The 26,408-nt window shown below is 73.3% G+C and carries 24 protein-coding genes; 16 read left to right on the top strand and 8 right to left on the bottom strand.

Going from position 1 to position 26,408, the window contains the following annotated elements; all coding sequences use genetic code 11:
* Positions 1–461: 461 nt before the first annotated feature.
* The 15 genes from G011_RS0115625 to G011_RS0115555 all read left to right on the top strand — a co-directional run bounded on the left by G011_RS0115625 (position 462) and on the right by G011_RS0115555 (position 14,960).
* On the top strand, positions 462–1,010 hold the full coding sequence (locus tag G011_RS0115625) for a hypothetical protein (protein ID WP_026338340.1): 549 nt from the start codon (positions 462–464) through the stop codon (positions 1,008–1,010).
* 15 nt (positions 1,011–1,025) lie between these two features.
* The gene (locus G011_RS0115620; protein WP_019609296.1) at positions 1,026–1,361 is read left to right on the top strand and encodes a hypothetical protein; all 336 of its coding nucleotides are present in this window, start codon (positions 1,026–1,028) and stop codon (positions 1,359–1,361) included.
* On the top strand, positions 1,358–1,702 hold the full coding sequence (locus G011_RS0115615; RefSeq protein WP_019609295.1) for a hypothetical protein: 345 nt from the start codon (positions 1,358–1,360) through the stop codon (positions 1,700–1,702). The genes G011_RS0115620 and G011_RS0115615 overlap by 4 nt, the downstream gene beginning before the upstream one ends.
* Before the next feature lie 28 nt (positions 1,703–1,730).
* Positions 1,731–2,615 carry a TrbC/VirB2 family protein gene (locus tag G011_RS0115610; protein ID WP_019609294.1) on the top strand — a complete coding sequence of 295 codons (885 nt, stop codon included), beginning with the start codon at positions 1,731–1,733 and terminating at the stop codon, positions 2,613–2,615.
* Between the two features lie 45 nt (positions 2,616–2,660).
* Positions 2,661–4,196, top strand: coding sequence for a hypothetical protein (locus tag G011_RS0115605; protein ID WP_019609293.1), 1,536 nt, complete (start codon positions 2,661–2,663; stop codon positions 4,194–4,196).
* Positions 4,197–5,666, top strand: coding sequence for an SCO6880 family protein (locus G011_RS0115600; protein ID WP_019609292.1), 1,470 nt, complete (start codon positions 4,197–4,199; stop codon positions 5,664–5,666).
* Between the two features lie 15 nt (positions 5,667–5,681).
* On the top strand, positions 5,682–7,232 hold the full coding sequence (locus tag G011_RS0115595) for a hypothetical protein (protein WP_019609291.1): 1,551 nt from the start codon (positions 5,682–5,684) through the stop codon (positions 7,230–7,232).
* A 7-nt stretch (positions 7,233–7,239) separates the two neighbouring features.
* Positions 7,240–9,054, top strand: a complete 1,815-nt coding sequence (locus tag G011_RS0115590) for a type IV secretory system conjugative DNA transfer family protein (protein WP_019609290.1) — start codon at positions 7,240–7,242, stop codon at positions 9,052–9,054.
* A 53-nt stretch (positions 9,055–9,107) separates the two neighbouring features.
* Positions 9,108–10,454, top strand: a complete 1,347-nt coding sequence (locus G011_RS0115585) for a hypothetical protein (protein WP_026338339.1) — start codon at positions 9,108–9,110, stop codon at positions 10,452–10,454.
* Between the two features lie 25 nt (positions 10,455–10,479).
* The gene (locus G011_RS0115580; RefSeq protein WP_019609289.1) at positions 10,480–12,021 is read left to right on the top strand and encodes a hypothetical protein; all 1,542 of its coding nucleotides are present in this window, start codon (positions 10,480–10,482) and stop codon (positions 12,019–12,021) included.
* A 105-nt stretch (positions 12,022–12,126) separates the two neighbouring features.
* The gene (locus G011_RS0115575; protein ID WP_019609288.1) at positions 12,127–12,621 is read left to right on the top strand and encodes a DUF4913 domain-containing protein; all 495 of its coding nucleotides are present in this window, start codon (positions 12,127–12,129) and stop codon (positions 12,619–12,621) included.
* Positions 12,622–12,817: 196 nt separating this feature from the next.
* The gene (locus tag G011_RS0115570) at positions 12,818–13,303 is read left to right on the top strand and encodes a hypothetical protein (RefSeq protein WP_231391500.1); all 486 of its coding nucleotides are present in this window, start codon (positions 12,818–12,820) and stop codon (positions 13,301–13,303) included.
* Positions 13,300–13,701: a hypothetical protein gene (locus G011_RS0115565; RefSeq protein ID WP_019609286.1), complete on the top strand. Its 402-nt coding sequence runs from the start codon at positions 13,300–13,302 to the stop codon at positions 13,699–13,701. The genes G011_RS0115570 and G011_RS0115565 overlap by 4 nt, the downstream gene beginning before the upstream one ends.
* A complete protein-coding gene (locus tag G011_RS0115560; RefSeq protein ID WP_036552760.1) occupies positions 13,698–14,444 on the top strand; it encodes a hypothetical protein in 747 nt (248 codons plus the stop codon). Before G011_RS0115565 ends, G011_RS0115560 begins: the two co-directional genes overlap by 4 nt.
* 21 nt (positions 14,445–14,465) lie before the next feature.
* A complete protein-coding gene (locus tag G011_RS0115555) occupies positions 14,466–14,960 on the top strand; it encodes a hypothetical protein (protein WP_036552759.1) in 495 nt (164 codons plus the stop codon).
* A gap of 94 nt (positions 14,961–15,054) precedes the next feature.
* On the opposite strand, the gene G011_RS0115550 is transcribed toward G011_RS0115555, so the two are convergent.
* A complete protein-coding gene (locus tag G011_RS0115550; RefSeq protein WP_019609283.1) occupies positions 15,055–16,521 on the bottom strand; it encodes a sodium:alanine symporter family protein in 1,467 nt (488 codons plus the stop codon).
* A gap of 591 nt (positions 16,522–17,112) precedes the next feature.
* Between G011_RS0115550 and G011_RS0115545 the strand changes: the two genes are divergently transcribed.
* Positions 17,113–18,864 carry an NAD+ synthase gene (locus tag G011_RS0115545; RefSeq protein WP_196808520.1) on the top strand — a complete coding sequence of 584 codons (1,752 nt, stop codon included), beginning with the start codon at positions 17,113–17,115 and terminating at the stop codon, positions 18,862–18,864.
* A 61-nt stretch (positions 18,865–18,925) separates the two neighbouring features.
* On the opposite strand, the gene G011_RS0115540 is transcribed toward G011_RS0115545, so the two are convergent.
* The 7 genes from G011_RS0115540 to G011_RS0115510 form a co-directional block, all read right to left on the bottom strand.
* The gene (locus G011_RS0115540) at positions 18,926–19,408 is read right to left on the bottom strand and encodes a hypothetical protein (protein WP_019609280.1); all 483 of its coding nucleotides are present in this window, start codon (positions 19,406–19,408) and stop codon (positions 18,926–18,928) included.
* A gap of 77 nt (positions 19,409–19,485) precedes the next feature.
* Positions 19,486–20,403, bottom strand: a complete 918-nt coding sequence (locus G011_RS29900; protein ID WP_231391496.1) for a hypothetical protein — start codon at positions 20,401–20,403, stop codon at positions 19,486–19,488.
* Between the two features lie 45 nt (positions 20,404–20,448).
* On the bottom strand, positions 20,449–20,958 hold the full coding sequence (locus G011_RS0115530; protein ID WP_019609278.1) for a hypothetical protein: 510 nt from the start codon (positions 20,956–20,958) through the stop codon (positions 20,449–20,451).
* Positions 20,958–21,431 (bottom strand): hypothetical protein, encoded by a 474-nt coding sequence (locus G011_RS0115525; RefSeq protein ID WP_231391494.1) that lies wholly within the window; start codon positions 21,429–21,431, stop codon positions 20,958–20,960. Before G011_RS0115525 ends, G011_RS0115530 begins: the two co-directional genes overlap by 1 nt.
* A 357-nt stretch (positions 21,432–21,788) precedes the next feature.
* Complete coding sequence (locus tag G011_RS0115520) at positions 21,789–23,903, bottom strand: protein kinase domain-containing protein (RefSeq protein WP_051104372.1); 2,115 nt, start codon at positions 23,901–23,903, stop codon at positions 21,789–21,791.
* Between the two features lie 528 nt (positions 23,904–24,431).
* On the bottom strand, positions 24,432–24,722 hold the full coding sequence (locus G011_RS31785; protein WP_155979786.1) for a hypothetical protein: 291 nt from the start codon (positions 24,720–24,722) through the stop codon (positions 24,432–24,434).
* Positions 24,723–24,869: 147 nt separating this feature from the next.
* Entirely contained in the window at positions 24,870–26,393 is a 1,524-nt protein-coding gene (locus tag G011_RS0115510; protein WP_026338337.1) for a hypothetical protein, read from the bottom strand.
* Positions 26,394–26,408: the final 15 nt, after the last annotated feature.

Here is a 26,408-nt window from a genome sequence, read left to right as displayed (position 1 = left end):
TCCGCGAAGACGGGGCACACAAAAGCCGAAGGTCCCGAATGGACGCCGGAACACCGAACCGCCATTGAGCACGAGTTATGACGCAGAAGAGCCGCGTGGTTCTCCTGAGTCAGCGAGAACATCAAGGGTTTATTCGCTTTTCAGATTCCCCTCGGGCCACAAGATGACTCAAAGTAGTCGACATGGGAGCGGTCACCTGGTCGGATTCGGCGCGGCACGGTATATATAGCCTGCTGTTCGACCCCCGCCCCGGCCAGGCAGCGCCACCGTTCCTCCCGCGTGTCCGCGGCTTCCCCACGGCGCGCGGAAAGGCCCTGGGCGCCCGGCGGGCGGAAGGCGGAGGAGCCGGCCCCCGAGGGCTCGGCCGTGCGCGACGTCCGGCCCCGGAAGCGGTGGGGACCAGGAACCGCGCGGTTCCCCGCAGGGAACCGGCGCTCTCACGACGCGGACGAGGGGAAGCCATGAGGAGGCGACGGACCGACACGGGCGGCGGGCACGGCCCGTCGGCCGGGGCGCCACCGGACGGGGCGCTGCCGGACTGGGCCAGGGAGATGGTCGTGCTCGGCTGCCACGGAGGCGCGGGAACCACCACGCTCCGGGTGCTGCTGGACACGCCCTGGGACCTGGGCGCCTACTCGTCCGACAGGGGCGCGATCGGCGCCTTCGGCCGTCCCCTGGTCCTCGTCTGCGGCAACAGCGTCGCCTCGACGGCACGGGCCGCGGAGGTCATCGACGTCCTGGAGCACAACGGTCTGCGCGCGGCGGCCCTGGTGGCGGTGGCGGACGGCGCCGGCCCCGAGCCACCCGAGTCCTCGGCGCGGCTGCGCCTGGTACGGGACCGGGTCGGACGACTGGTCCGGTTCCCCTTCGTCGCGGGTCTGCGCTACGTGGACGCCGCCGACGCGGACCAGGTGAGACTGCCCAAGAGGGCGCAACGGACTCTGGACGAGATCAGGAACGCGTGCCACAGCGCGGCGAGCGAGACCCTGGCGCGCCAGGCCTCAGGGTGAGGAGAACTGATACGCATGGACGGATTTCTGTACGCCGCGAGCGATGTGGCCAGCCACATGGCCGTCCTCCCCATGGACAGCTTCGACTGGTCGAACAACCCGGAGCTTCCGGGCTTCAACGGCAGCGCCAACCCCATCCAGCAGATCATCAACTGGGGTCAGGGCATCATCGTCGTGATCGGGATCATCGGCATCCTCTTCGCCGCGGGCAAGATGGCGATCGGCAAGTTCGGCCGGTCCGACCTCGCCGCGGACGGCGTCGGCGGGCTGGTCTGGACGATCATGGGCATCTCCCTGATGCTCGTCGCCATCCCGGTCATCCGGACGGTCGCCGACGTGGCGGGCGGATGACGCTCGCCGCGCTCCTGCCCTCGGCGGCGGACGCCGTCCAGCTGGGCGCGCTGCTCCCGGCCGAGGTGCGGTGGGATCCCGTCCCGCAGCTGCCCGAGTGGGGCCGGTGGAGCGGCCAGTCCGACGCGGACCCGATCGAACGGTTCCTCGGGCTGGCGCAGGGGGTGATCGTCGTCCTCGGGGTCATCGGCATCCTCTACTCCGCCGCGAAGATGGCGGTCGGGAAGCTGGGGCGGTCCGAGATCGCCGCGGACGGGGTCGGCGGCGTCGTGTGGACCATCATGGGGGTCTCCCTCATGCTGGTCGCCATTTCCGTCGTCACCACGCTGGCGGGGGTCTGAACGAACCGGAGGAGGGGGGCAGGGGGACATGGTGCCGTGGGAACGGACGGGCGGGGCCGCACAGGCCTCGCTGGCCCTGCAGAGCTTCGAGACCAGCGGGAACAACCTCCTCGGCTACGTCGCCGGTCTGGGCGTCGTCCTGGGCGTCCTCGCGCTGATCATCATCGGCGGACGCATGATCCACGCCAACTTCACCGGCGACCCCTGGATCGCCGCGCGCGGTATGGCCGAACTCCCGTACGTCGTCCTGGCCGTCGTGCTGATCGCCGGGTCCGGCGGTCTGACCGCGATGCTCTTCGAGGGCTCCCTGCACCATCCCGAGGAGGACGTCTCCACCAGCATCCAGGCGCTGGTGGAGGAGCAGGCCGCCAACGAGCGCGAGGCCGCCGACTGCGAAGCCGCCCTCCAGTCCGAGAACGGCACCTACCTCTGCCCCGACGACGACGGGTGGGAGCAACTCGCCAACACGGTTCCCCTCTCCGGCGACAAGGACCCGAGGTGCACACGGGATGGCGCGGAGGACTGCTACGAGTACTGCTACACCAACGGCAGTCGGATATGGACCGGGCAGGAGGAGACCGGTTTCTGGGGTTCCCCGTGCAGCGACAGTGACTACATCGAACAGATGGAGAGCGCGTCGTGGATCTGGAGCGAATACCACTGCGCGAACCTCAATGAGGAATTGTGGAACAGGCTCGACGCCTGCCCGGACGCCCCCGACAGGGACGATATCCCGGACGACCTACTCAGAGGATCCCGGGAGAAAACGACCATCTACAGGTACTACATCTGCGAGAACTTTCCGGAGTGGGTGGCGGCCAACTCGGACGTGGAGGTGGACCACGGCGGCCCAGGAGACTCCAGCAGAAACCCGGTCTCGGCGGACTACTGCGACACCCGCTACAAGAATTAGTCACTGAACGCTCCACAAAAAACGGATCCGGAGGAGGTGGAAGGAATGAATGGCGGAAACGTCGACGGCTGGGTGACGGAGAGCCTCCAGGGAATCATCGAGCGCATGTTCGATCTCCTCATCTACAGCGGCGCGTCGAGCCCCGTCTACAACGCGGACCGCCGGGGAGAGGGACGCCTCAACCTCCAGATGGACCAGGGCGTCCTGCAGCTCCAGGACGTCTTCAACCCGCTGGTCCTGTTCCTGGCCACGCTGGGCATCCTGCTGGCGGCCATCCGCCTGCTGTGGACCCGGCGCCTCGACCCCATGCTGGACCTGATCCGCGGTCTGCTGACGGTCATCGTCGTCACCTTCGGCGGGCTCTTCCTCATCTACGTCCTGCGGCAGTTCAGTTTCGGGCTCACCAACATGGTGCTCACCACCGGGACGTACGGGGACCAGACCAGCTTCCTGGAGTCCGCGCAGAGCGTCTATCCGAGCATCATGCGCGTGGGCGTCGACGGCGCCGACCTCGGGTTCGCGGACAACGAGGTCGCCCGCGGGGCCGTGACCTCGCTGGTCGGACTCGCGGTGATCCTCGGGCTGATCGCGCAGATGATCGTCCTCGCCCTCCTGGAGGCGATCACCTACCTCATCGCCTGCCTGCTGCCCCTGGCCGCGGCCAGCAGCATGGTCCCGAACCTGAAGATCTTCCCGAAGGTCATCGGGTGGCTGTTCGCCTGCTTCCTGTACAAGCCCCTCCTGCTGATGATCTACCTGGTCGGGCTCGTCGTCCTCGCGAGCGCGGGCCCCGACGGGGACGACCTGCTCAGGTACCTCACCGGAGCGGCGGTCATGCTCCTGGCCACCGGCGCGCTCCCCGTCCTCATGAAGCTCATGAGCTCGGGGAGCGTGTGGATGATGGCGCTGGCCGCGGGCGGCCTCAACTCCGTCACCGGCGGCGGTGGCGGCGGTGGAGGAGGCGGGAACAGCGGCGGCGGGGACTCCGCCGGCTCCCAGAGCAGCGCGGGCTCCGCCGACAGCGGTACCGGCAACGCCCAGCAGGCGGCGGCCGGGGCCAACGAGCGCGCCGCGGGCGTGGCGCGCAACCTCGACGAGGGCGGGCCGGTCCCGGGCGGCGACGCGGGCTCCGCGGCGGCGGTGAGCGCGGCCGGCACCGGCTCGGGGGCCGCGGCCACGTCGGCCCTCGGAACGCAGACCGGGCAGTTCTCCGACCCGGGCGGAACCGGCGCCGGAGGCGCCGACGGGACCGTGGACTCCGCCGGGGGCACGGTCGGCGGCTCCGGCGGCGGCGCGGACGCGGCGGCCTCCGGGGCGACGGAGTCCGTGAGTTCGACGGTCAGCGGCTCGGACCAGTCCTACAGCCAGACGACCGCGTCCGGAGCGGACGAGGTCTCCGGGGGCGGTTCGGCCTCCGGAGCCGACGCCGGAGGCGCGGCGCCGGGCGCCGACGCGCCGGGCGGCGCGGCCACGGCCTCGGACGGAGGCGGCCCGGCCGCCGTCGGGGGCGGGTCGGCGCCCGCCCCGGAGGGGGCGTCCGGAGCGCAGTTCGCCGACGGAGCAGACGGAAGGATGGTCTAGGTGGTTCGCACGTACGGAGGTTGGCGCCGCCGACGCAGCATCGGGCTGTTCGGGCTGGGGCTCAACGCCACCCTCGTCCTGCTGGGCGGCCTCGTCGTGCTGATGCTGTCCGGCATGTTCGCGCCCCGGTTGGCCCTCTACATCCTGCCCGTCATGACGGTGGCCTTCCTGCTCGCCGCCGTGCCGGTCCAGGGCGAGTCGGTGCTCAGCTTCCTGCTGACGCGTCTGCGGTGGTGGTGGGCCAAGGTCCTCGGGCACACCCGCTACCGGGCCGGTGTGATGGTCGAGCACCCGCGGGCCTTCCAGCTGCCGGGGGTCCTGGCGCCCGTCACCCTGCTCTCCTGCGAGGACGGCAGGGGCGGCCGGTTCGGCCTGGCCTGGAACCGGCGGCTCGGGCACATGACCGCGACCGTCCTGGTCTCGTCCAACTCCGTGTGGCTGGCGGAGCCCTCCGACGTCGACACGTGGGTGGCCAACTGGCACCAGTGGCTGGCCTCGCTCGGCTACATGCCGTGGATCCAGTGGGTCACCGTGACCGTCGAGTCCCGGCCCGCCCCCGGAAGCGCGCTGCGCGGCAGCGTCGAGGCCGACATCGACCCGCAGTCCCCCCTGGCCGCCCGGAAGATCATGCGCGACCTCGTGCTGAACGCCCCCTCGGTCAGCGCCCAGGTGGAGACCCGGATCAGCCTCACCTACGATCCGCGCAAGTTCCCGGTGGCGCCCAAGGACCGCATGCAGGCGGCGGTCGAGATCAGCGGCTACCTCAACCAGATCGAGACCAGCCTCGCCAGCACGGGCGTGTCGGTCCTGGGCCGGGCCACCCCGGAACAGCTCGTCGCCATGGTGCGCACCGCCTACGACCCGACCGTGGTCAACGACCTCAGCTCCATGTTGAACGACAAGCCCCAGGACATCGGGACCGTCGACTGGACGGACGCCACGCCCGTCGAGGCCGAGGTGCACCACGACCGCTACACCCACGACAGCGGCACGAGCGTCTCGTGGATCTGGCAGGAGGCGCCGCGCACCCACGTGACCAGCACGGTGCTCGCCGAACTGCTCTCGCCCACCCGGTGGGTCAAGAGGACCACGCTGCTGTTCCGGCCCTGGCCCGCCGCGGCGGCCGCGCGCGCCCTGGAGCAGCAGAACGCCGCCGCCCAGTACAAGAGCGAACTGTCCGCCCGAGTGCGCCACAGGGTGAGCGCGCGCGACCGCCAGGACGTCGCCTACGCCCAGCAGGCGGCCCAGGAGGAGACGCGCGGTGCGGGGCTGGTGCAGGTGAGCCTGTACACGACGGCGACCGTCGACGACGAGGAGCGGCTGAAGCAGGCGGTCGCGCACACCGAGTCCGCCGCCGAGACCTCGCGGATCCGGCTGCGCCGCGCCTGGGGCAGTCAGGACGTCGCGTTCGCCACGACCCTGCCCCTCGGGGTGTGTCCGCCGTTCCTCATTCAGCGCGGCATGGGTTAGGGAGAGGGAGCACCGATGGCGATCATCGACCGGCAGAGCCGCCGTGAGGAGCGCCGCCAGCAGCGGGCGGAGCGCCGACGCCTCAAGCAGAAGCGGGAGAGCCAGGAGCAGGCGAGACGGCCGGACCGCTCGCGGGAGGGGGACCGGGAGGTCGTCGCCCCCCTGCTCGGCTGGCGGCACCGGGGAGGCGGGGCCTCGCCGAACATCCCCAACGCGGTCGAGTACCAGGCGACCACCGCCCAGGCGTGCGGGCTGTTCCCGTTCGTCACCAGCAGCAAGCCGCCGTCGGTCGGCACGCCGATCGGCCGCGACCTCCTCTCCGGGGAGGCGGTCTGCCTCGACCCGATGGCGTGGCTGAGGGCCGGTCTGATCACCAACCCCGGCTGCTTCGTGCTGGGGCAGCCGGGCACCGGCAAGTCCACGTTCGTCAAGCGGCTGGTCACCGGGGCGGTGGCCTTCGGCTCCCAGGCCATCATCCTGGGCGACACCAAGCCCGACTACACCGACCTGATCCAGCACCTGGGCGGCCAGGTCATCCGCATCGGGCGCGGCCTGGACCGGATCAACCCGCTCGACGCCGGACCGCTGGGGGCGGTCATGGACCGGCTGTCGCAGGTGGAGCGGGAGAAACTGCGCTGGGAGGTCCGCTCCCGGCGCATCTCGCTGCTGATGGCCCTGTGCACCCTGGTCCGCGAGGGCAGGATCGGCAACGCCGAGGAGGTCGTCCTCGGCGCCGCGGTGGACCTGCTCGACGAACGGCTCGCCGGTCGCCAGCCCACGGTCGTGGACGTGCTCAACGTGGTGGAGGAGGGCCCGGACTCGCTGCGCTCGTTCGCCCGCGCCGACACCAGGGACTCGTACGACAAGCGCGTGGACGACCTGGTCTTCACGCTCCGCCTGCTGTGCACCGGCTCCCTGGCGGGGGTCTTCGACGCCGAGACCACCAGACCCCTCGACATGGAGGCGCCGGGGATCAGCGTCGACATCTCCCGGGTCGGAGCCGCCGGGGACAAGCTGCTGACCGCGGCGATGCTGTGCACGTGGAGCTACGGGTTCGGCATGGTGGACGCGGCGGCCGTGCTCTCCGACCTCGGCCTCATCCGGCGCCGCTCCTACATCGGCGTGATGGACGAGCTGTGGCGCGCCCTGCGCGGCGCTCCGGGCCTGGTGGAGTTCGCCGACTCCCTCACCCGGCTCAACAGGTCCAAGGGCATGTCGTCGGTCATGGTGACCCACTCCCTCAACGACCTGGAGGCCCTGGCCACCGAGGAGGACCGGGCCAAGGCGCGGGGCTTCGTGGACCGCTCCGCCATCACCGTCCTGGCCGGGCTGCCGCCGCGCGAACTCGCCTCGGTCAACCGGATCACCCCGATGACCGCCCCCGAGCAGGGTCTGGTGGCGTCGTGGTCGTCCCCGGACTCCTGGCAACCCGGAGCGCGCCACCCCGGGCGCGGGAAGTACCTGATCAAGACGGGTGCGGAGCGCCTGGGGATCCCGGTGCAGATGACGCTCACCCGGGACGAACTCGTCCTGTACGACACCGACCAGGCGATCCGGGGGGAGTGAGGCGGCCATGGCACGGCGCAGACCCACGTACCAGGTGCGCGGCGGAGCGGCGGCGGCCGGAGCCCCGCCGCTGCTCGTGCTGCTCGCCCTGTGGGGCCTGGTGGCCCTGTTCTTCCTCTTCTGGCTGTCGGCGCGGCTCGTGGCCGCCGTCACCGGGGGCGCGGTCGGCGAGTTCGGCCCGATGTGGGCGTACTCGCTGCTCGTGTGGGACACCGGGGCGACGTGGCCGGGCACTCCGAGCGCCCCGGTCGCCGTGGTGTTCTCCGTCCTGGCCACGGCGGCGGTCAGCGCCCTTTCGTGGATCCTGGTCCGGGTCAGGAACGCGCTGTACGGGCAGTCCGACGCGGTCGCCGCCCTGAACAGGAACAACGAGACGATCGCCGAGCTGGCCCGCCCCGAGGCCGCGGAGAAGGCGGTCCGGTTGCGCAGGCGTTCGCTGCGCGGCATCAGGGGCAGGACGCTGGCCGACGCCGACGTCGGCCTGGTCATCGGCGACGTGCGGGGGTCGGGCAGGCGCGACGGGCCCCGGCTGTTCGCGTCGTGGGAGGACACCGTCCTCGCCTACATGGCGCCCCGCGCGGGCAAGACCACGGCGATGGCCATCCCCTACATCCTGGACGCGCCCGGTCCGGCGCTGGCCACCAGCAACAAGGCCGACGTCTGGTCGGCCACGGCGAAGATCCGGGAGCACGCCACCGGCGACCGGGTCTGGCTGTTCGACCCCCAGCACATCACCCACCAGGAGCAGGACTTCTGGTGGAACCCGCTGGCCGGCGTGCGCAGCGTCGAGGACGCCTACCGGCTCGCCGGGCACTTCGTCCTCACCATCGACGACGACTCCAAGAAGGACATGTGGGGTCCGGCGGCCCGCGCCCTGCTCTCCCAGCTCACGCTCGCCGCGGCGCTCGGGGGCGAGTCGCTGGCCAAGGTCGGGGAGTGGCTGCACGACACCAAGCTGCCCCAACCGGTGGACCTCCTCTTCGAGCACGGGTTCACGGCCTACGCCGAGGCCCTGCGCGAGACGCAGAACATCGTCGCCGAGACGCGTGACGGCATCTACACGACCGCCCGCACCGCCGCCCGCTGTCTGGACGACCCCGAGATCATGGCGTGGGTGACCCCGCCGGACGGCCCGGCGTACCACGAGTTCGACCCGCGCTCCTTCGTCACCACCAAGCAGACGCTCCACCTGCTCAGCAAGTCCCGCGCCGCCGCGGCCCCGCTCATCGCCGCCCTCACCGACGCGGTCTTCATCGCGGGAGAGGAGGCGTCGGAGGGGCAGGGCGGCAGGCTCGACCCGCCGCTGGTGGCCGTGCTGGACGAGGCCGCCAACATCTGCAAGATCGCCGACCTGCCCGACATGTACTCCCACCTGGGATCGCGCGGCATCGTCCCGGTCACCATCCTCCAGAGCTACCGGCAGGGGGTGCGGGTCTGGACCGAGAACGGCATGGAGGCCATGTGGTCCGCCGCCACGGTGAAGGTGTTCGGCGCCGGGCTCGACGACCACAAGATCGTGGACGCGCTGTCCAAGCTGATCGGCCAGCACGACATCTCCACCACGTCGTTCAGCTACGGCGAGGGCAAGGGCAACCACTCCGTCCAGCTCCGGCGCCAGGAGATCATGCAGGGCTCCGACATCCGCAGGATCGACAAGGGCGAGTGCCTGCTCTTCGCCACGGCCGCCCAGCCCACGATCCTGCGGATGCGCCCCTGGTACCGGACCGACAGGGCCAGGATCGTCTCCGCCGCGATCAAGGAGGCCGAGGAGCGGATCACCACCAGGGCCCGCGTGCGCTACGACGCGCCCCGCGGAAGGTGAACCACCACCGCGGACCCTCGCCTCGTACGACCCGACCCGCAAGGAGGACGACCATGGCCAGCCCCCCGGCCACCGCCGCGGCGCCCCCGGCTCCGCCCCCGCCGCAGGTGGGGAACGTGCCCGCGGAACCCGCCGCGCGCGCCGCCCCCGACGCCCACTCCCGGCGCTTCCTGTCCCCGGGCGGTCCCGGCGTGCCCGGGGCGCCGAGCGGGCAGGGCGACGTCGTCTCGGAGGCGGTGGGCGGGCTCGTCTGGCTGGCCAGGACCGCGGGGCGGATCCAGGACCTCCTGGCGCGCATGGCCCTCGGCCTCCTCGACTTCGCGGCGGCGCTGCTCAACCGGTGGGTGCTGCGTCCGCTCCGGCGGGCCGCGGGCCGTTCCCTGCGCGGGCGCCTCAGGCGGGGCCGCGTCCGGATCCGGACCAGGGTCAGGGCACGGCGGGCGAGGGCCGCACTCACCAAGGCGAAGGCGGGCCTGGCGCTGAGGACTGTCCGCGGCCGCGCCGCCGCCATGGTGCGCTCGGCGGAGCGGATGAGCGCGCTCATGACCCACCAGGCGGCGGTACGGGCCGGGGCGGACGTGGCCGCGGCACAGGCCAGGCGCGGCACGCGCGTCGCCCGGGCCCGGGATCGCGCCGACCGCGTGGTGGCCCAGGCGAGGCGGACAGGGGACGCCGGTGTCCGGCGTGCGGAGTGGCAGCGGGAGAGGCTGGTCAGGGACGCGGCCGGGAGGGGACCCGTCGCGGAGAGGGACGCGAGGAACCGGGGGGACGCCCTGGTCCGGCGGGCGGAGGACGCCCGCACCCGACGCGTGAGCCGGGCCGGGACCCGGGCCGACCAGCACGTCGTCGGCGCGGTGCGGGCGGGCGACGCGGACGTGCGGGCGACGGCCCTGGCGGGCGCGGCACGGATCGCCGCCGTGGCACGGCAGGGCGACCTCCTGGTGCGGGCGGCCGGGGACCGCGCGGACCGCGCCGTCCGGGCGGCCGAGTCGGCGCACGGCACCTACGTGGACCAGGTGGACCGGCGGGTGGAGGACCTGAGGGGGCTCACCAGGAGGGACGTGCCGAGGAAGGACGCCCGTCAGCTCCTGAGGTGGAACGCGGCCAAGGGGACCGTCCAGCGGCGGCGGTTCAACGAGAGGATGGCCGCCGCCGACGGCCTCGTGAACCCGGCGGCGGTGGGCGCCCGGGCGGGCGGCGCACCGGGGACGGCCGCGGGCCCTGCCTCCCCCTCCGCCGCGCCGCCGACCGCACCGCGGACCGGATCCCCCGCCCTGCGCGGCCCGCGGGGCTGGAGGAGCGCCTGGAACTCGCGGCGCCGGGGCGCCGCCACCGGCCCCGCCCCGTCCCACCTGCGGCGGGGCGGCCGGAGCACCCCCAAGGGCAGGGCCGCCACGTGAGCGCACAGAACACCTGGAGGAACCTATGAGCTCCAAGCGGGTGAAGGGCGGGCTCACCGGCCGGAAGGCCGACGAGCGCAGCCGCAACCGCCAACGCCTCGCCGACCTCGTGCGGGCCTCGGGCGCGGAGTCCGGCGGTGGCGGCGGGGAGAGGGACATCACCGAGGCCCTGCTCCTGGCCGCGATGCACACGCCCTTCGGGCGCGGCGGCCTCAGCAACTCGGGGGACCTCTCCAGGGCCGCCCTCCACCACGCCCTGCGCAGGAGGAGCGGCCAGAGCAGGGCGGAGGGGTTCTTCGCCGAGGAGCACGTCGGGTACTCGCCCAACATCGCCGTGGCGGGCCTGGGCCTGGCGCGCCAGGCCGACCCGCGGGTGGTCTCCCAGGTCCTGGGCGTCGACGTCCAGCGGGTCCACGACCACCAGCGCGACCTGCGCGTCCAGGACGTGGACCGGGTCCTGCGCGCCGACTACCACACCGGGCGGATCGAGCGGGCGGCGCGCACCAGCATGCAGCTCCTGGACCCGGTCCCGGACACGCCCCCCGAGCACCGGTGGCGCCGGGGGCTCGACGAGAACCTCGACGTCAGCCGGATGAACGCCCGTGAACTGGCGCTGAACTGGCTGAGCGCGGCCAACTCCAACGAGCCGGGCGCGCGGGAGGTGCAGGAGAGGTTCTTCGGCGAACTGGCCCGGAAGCACCCGCAGCTCGCGGAGTCCATCGAGCGGGGCATGGTGCGGGATCCGGGATTCACCGGCCGGACCGACTCCGCGCGGATCGACGCCAACTCGGTCATGGCGGGCGCCTCCTGGCAGGCCGACGGCCGCCCCATGGAGACGATGGAGGAGTACTGGGCCAAGGCCGTGCCCTGGTTCAAGGACGCCCGGGCCGACCTGAACAGGCTCCGGGACACCGCCGAGTCGGTGTTCACCGCGTCCCTGGACGGCAGGGTCCCCGCCGCCGTCGGGAACGAGCTGGTCCGCAACGCGGCTGGGAACAGGGCCCTGCCCGGGTTCGCGCGGGACTACCGCGAGGGCAGGGAGTTGGCGGGTACGCGCGCCGACAGGGGCGGGGCCGAGGTGTTCGTCCAGGGGGAGGCCTTCCTCCACGCGCTCGACAAGGCGCGCGGCGCCCCGCTGAACGAGGGACCGCGCGACCGGGCCGGGGCGATCGCCGCGGGCAACGCGGCCAAGGCGGAGCTGCGCGCGCACGACGCCACGAGGGCCGCGGACCCTCGCCTGGTCCTGGGCGACTCCCGGCTCCCCGGGGACAGGGGGCAGCTGGACTCGGCCCTGACCGCGAACGGCCGGGCGGTCGTGCGTCCCCAGGAGCTGGGGCGGCACGAGCGGCAGGGGACCCGGGCGGGCAACGACCGGACCCGCCGGACCAGGCAGGACTGGGCGGACCGGACGGCGCGCGCCGCCGTCAACGACCCCGCCCGGCGGCTGCCGCGACAGCGCGGGGAGCAGCGGGCCGCGGTGAGGCGGCTGACGGCGCGGACGGCCCTGCGCCGCCAGGAGCGCAGTTCGATCAACACCACGCGCACCCGGACCGGCCGCGGCGCGTGACCGACCGAGGCGCGTGACCGACCCCGGCCACGCGCTCCCCGCACGCCCGCGACGGCCCCGGGGACCCCACGACGACCACGAACGCGAAGAGGGACGACGCCGACCATGAGCACCCGACACGACAGGCAGGACGTGGACTCCCCGGAGGAGGAGTGGGGGGACCCCGCAGTGCGCGCGGCCCTCGCCACCGAGGCGCCCGACGTCGACGCGGCCGTCGCCGGAGTGGACGGCGGCGACCCGGAGGGGGCGGACGAACCGGCCCCGGAGCCGGTGTTCAAGAACGTCGAGGAGTTCGTACGCCTGCGCTTCCTCCCGGTCTACATCCGCCCCGAGGGCGGCCAGTTCCGCTGGTGCAAGGAGTGGTGGCGCCACGCCGAGGCGGTCTCGCGCTTCCAGGCGCTGTGGCACGCCTGGGAGGTGCTGCGCTGGGAGGCGGGCACCGGGATGGCCGTCTGGTACCGCGACCACCTCGACTTCCAGATGGGCATCCTGCTCGGCGACAACGGCCCGTTCCGCGAGTGCACCTCGCGGCGCCACCAGGACCCGCGCCCGCTGCCCGCCGACCCCGCCCCGGACGGGTGGTTCGAGGACGAGTGGTGACCCCGCCCGGGGGTCCGTGACCGGGTGCGGAGGGGGTTCGCCGGGGTGTCCCGCGGACCCCCTCCGCCGTGGTCGGCCAGTGTTCACCCGGGCGTCACCGCACGGATCCCGGCGGGCGCGGGGTCCGTACCCCCGCCCCGGTAGACAGGTCCTGCCCGCCGGGCGGCGCGGCGAGGCGGACCTGAGAGGCGCGCGGTTGGACCCCCTGCAAGTGGCGTTGACGATCGGCGGCGCCCTCATCGGCGCGAGCAGCCTCCTCGTCGCCTCGGTCGCGCTCGGCGCCCGCTGGGAGGGGCGCGGCGAGGCGGACCGCGAGCTCGCGGAGGCCAAGCGCTACGACCTGGCGGTGTCGCGGGACCCGCGCGTGGTCGAGGCCGCGGCGCTCCGGGCGACCCTGGACGCCTACCGTTCCGCGGACAGCGCCGTGCGCAAGGAGCTGGAGGGGGCCGAGCAGACGGTCAGGCGGTCCGAGAAGGAGGCCGTCGCCCGCGAGAAGCGGGTCCAGGCCCACTTCGAGAAGCTGGGTGACACGGAGCGGGCCGTGGACCGGCTGCTGCGGCTCAACCGGCCCGGGGGCGTGCGCGCGGCCCTGCGCGGCGCGCGCCGCGGCGCCGCGAGGCCGTTCCGGAGCTCGCCCGCGCCCAGCCCGAAGAGGGAGACGGGCAGGGGGGCGCGCACGTGACCGCCGCCGTGGTGATCGCGCTGGCCGCGGTCCTGCTCGCCGCCGCGCGCTGGGGGCTGAACCGCCGCCACACGGCCCAGGGGGTGTACCCGCCCGAGGGCCTGACGGAGGACGCCCTGCTGGCGGACGCCGACCGGGCGCTGGCGCGTGCGAGGGACCTCGGCGCGTCCACGGGGCACCTGTGGGCGTGGCGCGACCTGCTGTCCGACACCGCCGCGCGGATGTCGGAGGCGGCCGCGGAGGACGGGTCGCCGGAGCGCCTCGACGGGCTCCGGCGCGACCTCGACGCGGCTGAGGGGCGGATCCGGGCGGCTCTGGCCGACCTCGACCCGCCCCGTGCCGAGGATCCGGCCCCGTCCGGAACGGACTCCGCGGGGAGGAACCCGTGGAGTGGATGATCGCGGCCGGGGCGGTGCTGGGCTCCCTGCTCGTGACCGCCTCCCTCGTGTTCCGCAGGAGCCTGGCGAAGGCGCGCCGGGGCGGTCGGGCCCACGTGGAGCACGTCAGGGCGGAGGCGGAGCGGATCCGCACCGCGGCCAACCAGCGCCTGCGCGAGGCCGAGACGGCGCTGCCGAGGCTGCGGGTGGAGGCCGAGGGCGCGAGGAGGGCCGGGACCCTGCACCGCGACGCCGAGGACCTGCTGACACGGCAGTCGGCGGCGAACGAGACGGCCCGGCGGGCGGCGCAGTCCTTCAACACCGCCCTCGACCGGCACCGGGAGCTGCTCCGCTCCCTCGAGGAGGCCGGGCTGCTCCGCGACACCGGCGAGGGACCGACGATCGACACGGGACGCCTGCGCCCCGCGGCGCGGGAGACGGGCGCCTCACTGGGGCGCCACCTCCAGGAGCTGGAGTGGTACCGGGTCAACGGCCAGAAGGACGGGATCAGCGGTCCGCTGAACACCCCGGCGTTCACCGAGGAGCAGGCCGCGTCCCTCGGGGGGAGCCTGGACCGGGCGGGCCGCGTCGACGAGGAGCGGATCCGCGAGCTCACCCGGAAGGCGGCGTCCGGACACGACCTGCTCGCTCAGGCCCCGGGCAACCTGGCCGAGGCGGTGCGGGAGCGCAAGGGGCTGTCGCAGCGCATCGACGCCGCGAGGGTCCGCCGGACGGGCGGACGGGCCCCGGGCCGGAAGCTGTGAGACGTGGAGGAGGGAGCGGTCATGGGTGCTCTGGACACCGGTGACGTGGTCACGCTGCTGGCCGCCGTCGTGGCCGTGGCCGTCTGTGTCCGGGTCGGCGCGGAGTCGGTCCGGCGGGTTCGGGGCCACCGGTTCGACCATCCGTCGGCGCTGCTCGACATGGAGGGGCAGGAGGGGGAGCACGCGCTGCGGCGCGGTTTCCTGGAGCGCCGGTACGCGCTGGTGGAGACGGCCGGGGCGCGTGTGCGCGGGCGCGTCCGCCCGGGAGCGCCCGGGGCGGCGGGCGACGGCCTGCCCGATCCGGTGCGGGTGGTCGACGACCTCGACCGGGACCTCGCCCGGCTGGAAGCCGAGGAGGGACGGGCGGTCGAGCGGTCGCGCGCAGCCATCGCCGAGCGCCGGGAGCGTGCGGACCGGGCACGGTCCACCGCGCGGCTGCTGGACCTCGTGTGCGCCGGGGCCGCCGTGCTCCTCGCGGGCGCGGCGGTGGGCACGGCGGTCGCGGCGGTGCTCTGAGCGGATCGGGTTCCCGCCCCCTTCCACCCGGGGAGGGGGTGCGGTGCCGGGTCGGCACCACACCCCCGGGAAGGGGGACCGGGGTCCGGGGCGGTCAGACCCCGGCGGGGTTCCCCCTGAGGCGGTCCATGTCCTCCTGCTCCCAGCACTCCACGCCCGTGAGGTCGGGCATGAGGTCCTTGGTGAACAGCGGGTCCCTGCCCTGCTTGCGCTGGCCGACGAAGTCGCGCAGCAGCCGGCAGGCGATCGGCGCGAGGAGGGCGAGCGCGGCGAGGTTGACCACGGCCATGACGCCCATCGTGACGTCGGCCAGGCTCCAGACCAGGCCGCCGGAGCCGATGGCTCCGAGGAAGGTCACCACGATGACCAGCACCCGGAAGGCGGTCGTGGCCTGGGGGCTCTTGGTCAGGTAGCCGATGTTGGCCTCGCCGTAGAAGGTGTTGCCGAGCACCGAGGTGAAGGCCACCAGCAGGATGATCAGCGTGAGCAGGTGCAGCGCCCAGGGGCCGAGGTTGGTTTCCAGGGCGTTCTGGGTCAGCGTCGGACCGGCCTCGGCGGTGTAGCTGGGGTCGGACAGCAGGATGATGAACGCCGTGGTCGAGCAGACGACGAGGGTGTCGAAGTACACGCCCAGGGTCTGCACGAGGCCCTGCTTGACGGGGTGGCTCACCGCTGCGCTGGCGGCGGCGTTGGGCGCCGAGCCCAGACCGGCCTCGTTGGAGAACATCCCGCGCCGCATCCCCTGCACGATCGCGGTGCCGATGCCGCCCGCGGCGATCTCGCGCAGACCGAAGGCGTGCGTGACGATGTCGACGACCATCGCGGGGATCTGGCCGATGTTCATCACGATGACGACCAGGCCCATGAGGATGTAGACGCCCGCCATGACGGGGACCAGCGCCGTGGCGGCCTGGGCGATGCGCCGGGCGCCGCCGAAGATGAGCACGGCGGTGCACACGGCCAGCACCGCGCCCACGGCGTAGGCGAGCCAGCCCGGCGCGGTCTCGGCGCCCGAGGCGGTGGAGACCGAGTTGGCGATCGCGGCGGAGATCGTGTTGCTCTGCACGCTCGTGAACACGAAGCCGAACGTGAAGGTGATGACGACGGCGAAGAGCACGCCCATCCAACGGGACTTGAGCCCGTACTGCATGTAGTAGGCGGGTCCGCCCCGGTAGCCGGCCTTGTCACGGATCTTGTAGAGCTGGGCCAGCGTCGACTCCACGAAGCTGGCGGCGCCGACGAGCAGCGCCATGGCCCACATCCAGAAGACCGCGCCGGGACCGCCGAGGGCGATCGCGGTGGCCACACCGGCGATGTTGCCGGTACCGATGCGCGCGGCGGCGGAGACGGCGAACGCCTGGAGGCCGGAGATCGGTTTCTTGCCGTCGGGAGCCAGCCCGGGTTCGCCCCGCATGGAGCGGAACATGTCGGGGATCAGGCGGAACTGCACGGCGCCGGAGCGCACGGTGAAGTACAGGCTCAGGATGAGGAGGAGGGGGATCAGCAGGTAGGCCCAGAACATGTCGTTGAGGGCGACGATCCCGGCTTGGATGGCGTCCACAGCGGGACTCTTCCCTTCGTCGTGGCGGAGACGGCGTTGTCTCGCTCCGCGACCGGTAGGTTGCCCGCTGTGGTCAGGGCGGGGATGGTGGTGGGGTGTGCCGTTTCCCGTACGGCCCGGGTACACAGGGTGACGCTTCCGCCGAGGTCGTCGCCGGTCGAGCTCACCCGGGCCCCCGGGGCGTACGCGGGCCGTCGACTAGGTAACGGGAATACGGCCCGAACCGCAAGATCGTTTACCCCGGAGCATGATCCGCGCCTCGCGGCGCCCCGCCCGGTCACGGCCGGGCGCGCCGGGCCGCGCTCCGCGCCGACACACGGGGCGAAACCACCGCCGAAAGCGCGGCGGGCAGGGGGCGAACTGCGGCTTCGCTCCCCCGGACGGCGTCCGCGGAGCGGTCCCGGCCGACGGCGGCGGTGCGCCTCCCCGCCCTCCGCCACCGCGATTCCCTGTGTTCCAGATCACTGGAAAAAACACGCTCCGGTTTGTTCTCCGCAGCTTTAGGCAATCATCTGAACACGTTCTGAATTTGCCATGTTATAAAAACGTGACATATTGCGTCCATGTTAACTAGTTCGCTACGCTCCCGGCGTGGTAAAACTTCGTATAGCTCTGGCCCAGACCAACCCGACTGTGGGTGATCTGGAAGGTAATTGCGACAGCGTCGTCGCTTACGCTCGTCAGGCGAGCGACGCTGGAGCCCATCTCGTCGTGTTTCCCGAGATGGTCGTCACGGGATACTCGGTCGAGGATCTCGCCCTGCGGGACGGTTTCGTTTCCGCGTCCACAAAAGCCACCCACAATCTCGCCGACCGCCTCGCCGCGGAAGGGCTCGGACATCTGCCGGTGGTCGTCGGCTTCCTCAACCGGCGCGAGGGACCGGGCCCCCGGTTCGGCCAGCCCTCGGGAACCCCCCAGAACTCGCTCGCCGTGCTGCACCGGGGCCGGATCCGCCTCGTCTCGGCCAAGCACCACCTGCCCAACTACGGGGTCTTCGACGAGTTCCGGTACTTCGTCCCCGGTGACACGCTGCCGGTGCTGCGGCTGCACGGAGTCGACGTCGCCTTCGCCATCTGCGAGGACCTCTGGCAGGACGGGGGTCCCGTCACCGCCGCCGCCGACGCCGGCGTGGGGATGCTCGTCACCCTGAACGGCTCCCCCTACGAGCGGCACAAGGACGACGTTCGGCTCGCGCTGTGCCAGCGGCGCGCACGCGAGATCGGGGCCGCCATCGGCTACGTCAACATGACCGGCGGCCAGGACGACCTGGTCTTCGAGGGCGACTCCCTCGTCGTCGACGCCGACGGCGACCTCGTCTCCCGCGCCCCGCAGTTCGAGGAGGCGCTGCTGGTCACCGACCTGTCCCTGCCCCCGGCGGAGTCCCCGGAGGAGCCGGCGCGGGCGGACGGCTTCCGGATCGTCCGGTACGCGGTCGCGGACCGGCCCTCCCCTCCCCCCGGGACGCGCTCTCCGGTGCTGACCCCCCGCCGCGACCCCATGAGCGACCTCGGCGAGGTCTACACCGCCCTCGTCACGGGGGTCCGCGACCACGTGCGCAAGAACGGCTTCACGTCGGTCCTGGTGAGCGTCTCCGGAGGCGCCGACTCCGCGCTGACCGCCACGATCGCGGCCGACGCCGTGGGGGCGGAGAACGTGCACGCCCTGGTCATGCCCGCGCGCGACTCCACCGCCGCGGCGCTGGAGGACGCCGAGGCACTGATCAAGCGGCAGGGCCTCACCAACCGCGTCTACCCCGTGAACCACCTGCTCGACGCGCTGGAGTCCACGATCGCCGCCGCCGACGAGGGCGGCACTCGGAACCTGCTGGCGCAGGCGCGGGGAGCGCTCCTCATGGCCCTGTCCCGGGAGGAGGGGCACCTGGTCCTGGCGACGGGCGACAAGAGCGAGCTGGCGACGGGTCTGTGCACCCACCACGGCGACGCCGTGGGGGCCTACGCCCCGCTCAAGGACTGCTGGAAGACCCTGGTGTGGGAGCTGGCCCGCTGGCGCAACACCGAGGACGCGCTCGCGGGCCGCACGCCGCCCATCCCGGAGCGCTCCCTGGGACGGAACCCGGTCAGCGGGTGGGGCGCCCCCGGTTCCGTCCCCGCGCAGCCGGAGTACGGGGTGCTCGACGGGCTGCTGGACGCCTACATCGGCACGGACCAGGGGATCGCGGCGATGACGGCCGCGGGCTTCGACCCGGACCTGGTGCGCCACGTCGTGCGCCTGGTCGACCGCGCCGAGCACAAGCGCCGCCAGTACCCGCCGGGCCCCAAGATCACCAAGCGCAACCTGGGCCGGGACCGGCGCCTGCCGATCACCAGCCGGTGGCTGGCCTGACCCGGTGCCGGCCGACGGCTGACCGGGCGGCGGACCGCCGCCCGGACGGCTGCGCCGGGCCTCAGGGGAAGTGCGGCGCGGCGGCGGCGACGAGTGCGACCAGCGCGGCCAGGGACAGCGCCAGGAGGGCGACCTCGCAGGCCAGAGCCGTGCGGCGGCGCCGACGGTACCGGGCGAGCTCCTCGTCGGCCTCCCAGTCGATGCGCTCGTGCTCCCTGGCGACGCTCTCCCGCTGGGCCTCGAAGGCCTCGCGCAGCGACACCAGCTCACGGCGCAGGCGGTCCTCCTCCGCGGCCTCGGCGGGGCCGGAGAGCGCCGACGCGTCCTTCGCCAGGGCCCCGACGACCCGCTGCCTGCGGTCGGCCAACTCCCTCTCCGCGAGGAGCGCCGCGGAGGAGACGCCCTGCCTGCGCCGCGCCCTCGCGTTCCGGATCCGCAGCCCGGGGTCGTACAGGCGGCGTTGACGGAGCCTCAGGACCGTGTTGCCGAAGACGGTCGCGGCCACCAGGAAGAACACGTAGAAGGCAAACTGGTCAACGTCCATCCCGATGCTCCTCCGGACGGGTCTGTGGGATCGGCGCGGCGGCGGCTCCGGAAGCCGGTGCGGGAGTCGTCCCCATGTCAGCGGCGCACCCGTTTGACGGCACGGGTGACGGGGTTGTTCCTGCGGGGGGAGTCCACGAGCTTGCGCGGATCCGCCTCCGGAACGGGGAGGTCGCGGCCCTCCCGGGCCTTGACGTCCCTGCGCGCCGCCTCGCTGACGGTCGTGTACGCGTCCCGCTGGGCCGCCCCGCGCAGGGACAGGTGGCCCGTGTCCTTGAGGATGTCCAGGGTCGCCTGCGCGGCTTCCAGACCGTTGTTCCTGACGATGTCGGCGATGGTTCTCGGGTAGTCGGCCAGGATGGCGTCGACCCACTCCCGGAAACCGGGGAGGCCGCCCTTCCCCATGGCCTCCCAGGCACCGACGTTCACCTCCAGGCCGAGGATCCCGTAGGACTCCCTCATGTGCGCGTCCATCAACGCGACGTTGTCACGGATCGCGGTGACGGCCCGCACGGTGGCGGCGGCCTCCTGCGGGGAGAGCTTCGGCCTTCCCCGTGACACGGGGCCGATCAGCACGGTGCCGCCGGGCCGCATCATGTCGTCGAAGGTCTGGGTCGTCGCGCCCCTGCCGCGGAGGTTGTCGACGACCGCCTTGGCGACCTGCATCTGACGCTCGACGATGAGCAGGTTGGTGCCCGCCTCCAGGGTCACGGCCTCGCCCTCGCGCATCGCGTTCCCCTCGGTGAGGGGGTACTCCTGCCTGTTCCAGACCTCCGTGTTGATCTGGCGGGCGATCTCCTCGACGCGCGCCATCTCGTCCCTGGACAGCTCGTGCAGGGAGTGGTCCGACTTCCGCGCCTTGGGTTTCAGGTACTTCTTGGTCGTCTTCGCGATGTACGCGGCGACGGCCACGAAGGCCAGGTTGGCCAGAGCCGCCGTCACGGCGCCCTGGCCGCCGGCCAGCATCCCTCCTGGACCGAACAGGAACTCGAACAACTTCCCTCTCCCGGATGTGACGGTGTGTACTGCCGGAGCCGACCGCTATCCGGCGAGGAGGGCCGCGACGGCCAGCGACGCCAGCGCCACCATGCAGACGACATGGGCTGTGCGGGCCAGCCGCGCCCTCCGCTCACCGGGACCCCCGGAACCCGCTCCGGGGCCGTAGCCGGTGACGGGGCCCGCCGCGGAGGGGTCCCGCTCCCGGGACACCGCCTCCTCGACCTCGCCGTCCAACCGGGCGACCGTGTCCGAGTACTCCGCGAACCGCCTCTCGGCGTCGTCGGCGAGCCCCGCGGAGGCCTCTCCGCCCCCGGCGTGTCCGCGGAAGTTCACGGTCGCCAGCATGTTGTCCAGGACCAGGGTCTTCTCGTGTACCGCGGCCCTTCCGAAGCTGATGGCGTTCTCACGGATCTCGGCGCGACGCGCGTCGTCCAGGGCTTCCCGGAAGTCGGACAGCGTCCTGGGATGTACTCCCGACCTCGCCGTGGACTCCGTGACCAGGAACCTCAGGACGTAGAGGGCCACGACGGCCGCGCACACCGCGGGGAGCATCACGACAGCCTCGTCCTCTTGTTCTCGGCGCCGCCCGAGGCTGTGGTGAGCGGCCTGCCGTTCACGTTGATCCCGTTCATACGAGCCGATTGCGTGTATCCGTCCATGAAGGCGTCCACCCTCGATTTCCCTTGCTTCCTTCCGAGGAATTCCTTGACCGCGTCCCGGTGAAAGGGAATGGACCACAGGTTGGCCAGGTGCTGACCGTTGTTCTCCACCACGGTCCGGATCGTGGTGGCGACCCTGTTGACGTTCTGGAGATAGATGTTGTCGAGGTCGGCGACCCGGAGAAACGCCGGAAGGTTCCTGGACCTCTCATGCCTGGCGACCCTGGAGGCCTCGTTCGCCAGGGCCTCCCTGAGGTGGGCCTCGTAGTCGTTCTTGGCGATTCTGGTGTCGAGGTAGGACTGCCAGAACACCCCGACCAGCGCACCGCCCACGATGTTCATGTAGATCGGCGTGGACGTGGCCATGGCCAGGATGGTGCTCAGGAGCTCTCCCATGAGCCGGGAAACCCTTCCGTCCGAATCGGTACGCGGGCACGCGACAGACCGGCCTTCGGCTCGCGGGGGCGGAGCGGTCCGGCACGGTGGACGGGATCCGGGAGCAGGTGACCCCTGTTGACCACGGGGATGGTGTCCCCAGCGGAAACCCCGGCCGAACAGGAGGCGAAGGCCGGGGTGGCGTACATCATAGACCCCGTAGGGACGTTTGTCCTGTTGTGGGGCTCATGACTTCCCGTGTCCGGAGCCGCACAACGGCGAGGACGCGCCGGGGACGCGGATCTCCCCTGGTCACACGCTTTTCGGCGGAATCGGCGGGTGGTTCCGCTAGGCGCCCTCGTCCGCCGCTCCGCGGTCGGTGCAGACCTGCTCGGAGGGGGCGACGTCGTCGGTGGACTGGACCGCGACCACCCTGAAGCAGTACTCGACCTCGGGGTTCAACCCGCTGACCTCCACCTCGGCGACCCCCGCGTCGACGTCGGCCATGGTGGTGGACCCGGCGCCCGTCGGGCCGCCGACCACGAAGTGCGGGGTGGCGCCACCGGTGTTGTCGGTCCAGGACAGGGAGACGCTGTAGGTGTCGTCGGTCAACTCCACCCCGGTCGGGGCGATGTCCGCGACCGGGGCCGGCGGGTCCTCCCCAGCCGCGCCCTGGGCGGGCGGCGGGCCGGGGGGTTCCTCCTCCGCCGACCGGAACCCGCCCACGAGCACGAGGACCCCGGCCCCCAGCACCGTGAGCACCACCAGGGCGGCCCCGACCAGGGCCAGGACGCGCAACGGCCCCTGCCCCTCCCGGGAACCGGACCCCGGGAGGGCACGGGTGGGATCCTCGTGCGTCCACGTCCCGGAGGCGTTCCCGGGCGCGGGGGACGGCGGACGCGGCGTCGGAGCCGGAGTCGGTGGGCGCGGAGTGCTCCGGGACGGCGCCGGTGGGGGTCCGGCGGTCCGGTGCGGCTCCGTCCCGGTGGACCGGGCGTGGTGCCCGGAGCGGGGGAACCCGTGAGGGGACGCGGCGGGGTCCGCCACGGGCGGCGCGGAGCCCGTCGGGGGCAGCGCGCCCGCGGCCCGCGCCGCGGCGGGTGCCGGAGCGGCGCCGGTACGACCGTCCGGGACCTCCCCGTCGCCCTCCCCGGGCTCCGGGGACGCGGTGCGGCGTCCAGCGGGAGGGAAGCCGGTGGAGGCGGGGCCGCTGGAGGGGAAACCGGTCGAGCCCTCGGGTTCGGGGTCCACCGGGCGCACGACGTCGGGCTCGGCCGGGACCGGGGAGTCCCACCAGGGGTCCCCGTCGTCCTCCTCGCCGTCCACCGTCGCCGCCGGGCTCTCGGCGGCCCCCGGTCCCGACGCGCCCGGGGGCGTCCCGTCGGCGCCGGGAACGGCGGTGCCGGCCCCGGCCGCGTCGGCCGCGGTCGTTCCATCCGGCACCCCGGGCTCGGGCTCGGCGTCAACCCCCCACCGGGGAGCCTCGTCGTCCTCGTCCTCCGCCGCCTGGTCGGTCCGGACCGTGTCGGCCCGCCCCGCCTCCGCGGTTTCCGGCCGCGGCGCGACGGTGACGGCGGCCTCGGGCCCGGGTTCAGGACCGGGCTCGGCTCCGGGACCGGGTTCGGGTTCGGACTCGGGAGGGGCCTGCTCCAGCAGCAGCGCCTCGGCGAACTCCTCCACGCTCCGCGTCCGCCGCTCCGGGTCCCTGGCCATCGCGCGGCGCAGGACGGAGAGCAGCCACCCGGGCACGTCCTCCCGGGGCATCACGGGCGCCGGAGCCGTGAGCAGACGGGACCGGTACTCCTCCAGCGTGACGAGCGCTTCCGCTCCGTCGTCGAACGGCGCGTACCCGGCCAGCAGGGCCCACAGGGTGGAGGCCAGCCGGTAGACGTCCGACCAGGGGCCGGGGGCGCCTCCGCGCAGCTCCTCGGGCGGGGCGTGCTCCAGGGCCGCCCTCGCGTAGTACACGGGTGGGAAGGGGTGGTCCCGGGGCAGCGCCGAACCGAAGTCGATCAGGACCGGCCCGTCGTCCGAGCGCAGGACGTTGGCGGGGGTCACCGCGTGGTGCAGCAGGTCGAACGCGTGCACGGCCCGCAGCGCCTGGGCGACGGCCTTCCCCACCGTGAGGACCTCGTCCACCGTGAGCGGACCGCCCCGCCCCAGGATCTCGGCGTAGCTGCCGTCCGGGCAGTCCTCCGTCACCACGTACGGTCGGCCCGCCTCGGTGGTGCCGGACTGGAGCAGGGGTTGGACGCCCGGATCGGACGAGAACTCGTTCCACAGCTCGGCCTCGCCCGGTCGTCCGGCCCGCGGGCGCCGTCCGGGGAACTTGACCACCACGGGGGCGTCGTCGGGCGCGCGCCGGGCGCGGTACAGGACCGCGTCCGCGCCGCGGTACAGCGTCGTCAGGGAGTGCACGTCCGGTACGGGCGACGGCTCCGGAGCGGGTCGGCTTCTCCTCATTCCGTGCCTCCTGGCCTTGGGTGCCGAGAACGTCCTTCCGGGTGGCCGAAGGGCCTCCGCCCGCTACCGCGGGGCGGCCTCGGGAACCCGCGACCGGATCGTCCCACGACAGGGCCGGTCGTCCTCGGGTGGTGCCCGGCCGCCGACCGGGTACGGCCCCGGTTCGGGGGTGCGGCCGACGGGAGCACGCGGACGCCGGTGGACCGGTCCCCGGCACCGTGCCGCCACCGCGGTGCGCGGCGGCAGGCGGGCGTCGGGGACGGGTGCGACCGTGTCGGCCGGGGCGCGGCGCCGCCCCCCGCACCGCTCTGGGAGGGTAGCGCATGGGCGTGACGCCCGGAAGGGCCCGGGGACCGGGCCGCCAACGGTCGCGGGGACCCGGTCATGGCGGGTGACGCCCGGAAGGGGCCGGGGACCGGGGCCCGACGGTGTTCGTGGTGACCGCTCCGCGGCGGGGTCAGGCGCTCGCCGCCGTGCTCACCGGCGGTACGCGGTCCCGGGCGTCCGGACGCACGCGACCGTCACCGGTCACGTGGACCTTCCGTTCCTGTCGATGCCCGTGTTCTGGCGGCGCCGCCAGTCCCTGCTGTTCTCCCCCATCCTGCGACCGGTCACCGGTCTCTCGGCGTTCGAGGGCCGATCCGCCTCGGCCCTGTTGCGCTCCATGTTCCTCTCGATCGCCCGTTGGAGGAAGTTCTTCCTTCCTCCGACCCGGTCCGCGTCACCCGTGGCGGAGCCGCTCGAAGCGCTCGTGCGGGACTCCTCGCTGCCGGGCGTCGGGTTCCGGGGCACGGGCTTGGGCTCGAAGGGGTTCCTCACGTACCTGCTCCCTCTCTCGCGGTGCGGCGGGGGCAGGGCCGTCTGCGGCGGAGTGTAACGAACGGAGTCGCCCCCGGGAAGGCACGGTCGCCGGGTTCCCGCGAGGAGCGGACTCCGTCGGCGCCGGACCGCGCTCCGGGCCCCGGCTCACTCCGAGGGGGCGTCCGAGGGCTCCACCGGCTCCTCCGTCTCCCCGGTCTCCTCCGCCTCGTCCGTGGGCGGACCGTAGACGAAGCGCTGCCGGTCGTGCACGAGGATGGCGTGCCCGCTCTCGGTGACCGCCTCCACGTACGCCGGGAGCTCGTCCTCGACCACGTCCATCGTGACGGCGTCGAGCACCAGCTGCCGGTCCTGTCCGCCGCTGGCGCGGGAGTCCCCGTAGACGAGGCCGTCGAAGGCGAAGGCCGGGGAGATCGACCCCGCCTCCTCCTCCAGGCCCCACAGGACCTCTCCCCCGGCCAGGTCGACCGCGACCACCGGCGCCGCACCGCTGGCCTGGGGCAGCAGGAGGGTTCCGGTGGCCCCGTCGTAGAGGCTGCCCGCGACGCCGTCGGGGTCGAAGGCCCCGGCGACCGGGTTCGTGCCCGGCTCCTCCAGGGTCCACAGCAAGTCGCCGCTGTCGGGGTCGTGCGCGGAGAGGGTCGAGGGCGCCTCGGACCGGGCCCAGCGCAGCAGCAGGACGTCCTCTCCCCCGGGCTCGTCCTCCCCCGGGCTCTCCCCGTCCTCCCCGTCCCCGGTGCCCTCGGACGCGGATTCGCTCGCGGTCTCCGACTCGCTCGCGGACTCGGTGGCGGAGTCCGGTTCGGGAAGCGTGTAGAAGCCGATCACCTGCGGCGCGGGAACCGGGGAGGAGGTGGGCAGGCCCAGTTCCTCGTCCTCACCGTCGACCGTCCACAGCTCCTCGCCCGCGGTGTCGGCGCCGACGGAGCGGGCGTGCAGGACGGGGCCTCCGGTGGCGAGCAGGACCAGATCCTCGCGCGCGGCCACGGGCACGCCCAGGGCCGGTTCCCCGGACTCCCGCGCCTCCTCGTCCGACCCGGTCCCCCCGGGCCCGCCGTCGCCCTCGGCGGCCTCCTCCGGCTCGGCCGGAGCCTCGAACTCGTAGTCCCACAGCTCGTCGCCCCCGCCGCCGAGCAGCGAGAACGCCCCGTGGGGCTCCTCCGCGGTCCACCCCTCGGGACGGCGCACGGCGAGGCCGTCGAGGTAGGCGTCGCCCTCCCGCGCCGGTTCCCACAGCCGCTCCCCGCGGGCGTCGAGGACGAACGGCAGACCGTCGGCGTCCGCCATGAGCAGCACCCGCTCGCCGTCGCGGTCGGTGCCGAAGCCGTCGAAGCGTGCCGCGCCCTCCCACAGGGTCTCGCCGGTGGCGGCGTCGTGCAGCAGGTGGCGGTCCTCGCTGCCGGAGCTGACCAGGAAGGCGTCGCCGACCGGGCTGATGCGCACGCCGAGGGGGTCGGCGAAGATCTCGTGGACGTCGGCGGAACCGCCGTGCAGGTAGCGCAGCACCTCGCCCTCGACACCGGGCGGCGCCTGCCCCTCGAACGCGGTGGGGACGGGGGCGGGCTCCTCGCCTGGAGGGGGCGCGGAGGGTTCCGGATCACCGGTGCACGCGGTGGCCACCAGCACCGCGAGTCCACAGGTGAGGGCCCTGGGCACCCGTGAGCGGCGCATGGACGGTTTCTCCCC

Origin of the sequence: Nocardiopsis sp. CNS-639 (assembly GCF_000381685.1) — a bacterium.
Taxonomy (GTDB): domain Bacteria; phylum Actinomycetota; class Actinomycetes; order Streptosporangiales; family Streptosporangiaceae; genus Nocardiopsis; species Nocardiopsis dassonvillei.
The sequence above is the reverse complement of the archived record's forward strand: the minus strand, read 5'-3'. Positions and strand labels throughout refer to the sequence as shown.